Source organism: Bartonella sp. AP4SXKL (assembly GCF_042195845.1).
In the GTDB taxonomy this organism is placed as follows: domain Bacteria; phylum Pseudomonadota; class Alphaproteobacteria; order Rhizobiales; family Rhizobiaceae; genus Bartonella.
Genome location: NZ_JBHIPA010000070.1, coordinates 1 through 729, shown reverse-complemented (window position 1 = coordinate 729; position 729 = coordinate 1). Strand labels below are relative to the sequence as shown.

General features: G+C 41.6%; 1 pseudogene. It reads left to right on the top strand.

Going from position 1 to position 729, the window contains the following annotated elements:
• Positions 1–729 (top strand): annotated as a pseudogene (locus ACFIMI_RS09725) (hypothetical protein); the annotation flags it as partial.

Sequence of the window (729 nt, the reverse complement as noted above, 5' to 3'; positions counted from 1 at the left end):
GAGTGTGACTTTAGGCAAAGGTAAGGATAAGGCAGCTGTTGGTCTTCATAATGTTGCTGATGGTCAGATTGCCAAGGGTTCACGTGATGCAATCACGGGTGGTCAGATTAATAAAATCGGTGAGGATGTAGCTAAGTTTTTAGGTGGAGAAGCATCCTTTAAAGATGGAGCTCTTACACAGCCAACGTATAAATTATCTTACATTGCTAAAGATGGAGTTGTAACAGAGAGTGCCTTTCAAGGTGTTGGAACCGCTTTTGCAGGTCTTGATGAGAATATCAAGAATGTGAATGCAAGGATTAAAGAGGTTTCTGAAGGAGTAGCACAGGATTCTTTGTTATGGAGCAAGGAAGCCGATGCCTTTGTAGCGCGTCATGAAAAGAGTAAAGAAGAAAAAGGCAGAGCTGTAAGGACACAAGAAAACAGTAGAATTACGTTCCTTGCAAATGGTGAGATTAGCGCTAAATCAACAGATGCCGTAACGGGTAGTCAGCTTTATTCGCTGAACGAACAACTTGCAACCTATTTTGGTGGTGGTGCTGGATATGATAAAGAGGGCAAATGGAAAGCACCGGATTTCAAGATCAAGCAGTTTGGTGAGGATGGTACTTCTTTTGACAAGAATTATCAGAATGTAGCGGATGCACTTGCCGGTGTTGGAAGTTCTATCACGAATGTTCAGAATAAATTGACTGAACAGGTTAATAATGTGATTACCAAAGTGGAAAG